The organism is Micromonospora sp. RTBAU3-60 (assembly GCF_054963695.1).
Genome location: NZ_JBUEGB010000215.1, coordinates 1 through 566 on the forward strand (window position 1 = coordinate 1; position 566 = coordinate 566).

Annotated in this window: 1 pseudogene; it reads right to left on the reverse strand. The window is 66.6% G+C overall.

Features of this window, described 5'->3' with window-relative positions:
- Positions 1–208 precede the first annotated feature (208 nt).
- Positions 209–566, reverse strand: a pseudogene (locus ACY34I_RS40625) (hypothetical protein); the annotation flags it as partial.

A 566-nucleotide genomic window follows, 5' to 3' on the forward strand; every position in this document is an offset into this window, starting at 1 on the left:
AACCTCACCGCTCTCCTCGTCCACCCCCAATCGGAGCAAAGCGCGGGCGCAAGCGGTACGGGAGGCCTCACCCTCAGCCAGCGGCAGCTTCCCGCTCACCGGCTCATCGCCCCGCCGGCGATCCAGGAGAACCCGCGATCACGACCGGCCCACGTCACCGGAATCTCCCCCGAACCAGCCCCAAGGCGAAGCGCCACGATCCACACGGCTAACCTAGGATCACCGACGATTCCTGATCAAGTTGGTCAGCCTTCGATCGCCACCTCAGCGGAGAAGTCGGGCTGTCCGATGCCCCCGCCGGCACGCGCAGCGCCGATTGCTGGTTGGTCACCGCGTACCAGGCACCGTGGAAGTCGTATCCCTGGACGGTGGCGAAGTCCAGGCACTGGACGATCTTGCGGCCCTCGTATCCGGCGTGGTCGCCGGACTGGCCGGCAGAAAGGCGGTCAGCTCGTAGTGCTTGCGGATCTCCAGCCGTCCAGTTGCCGGCGGAACTCGGCGAGCAGCTTGGTGAAGTTTTGCCGGTCCTCCTGGCGGACCCCTTTGCCCGGCTCACCCGGCTAGTT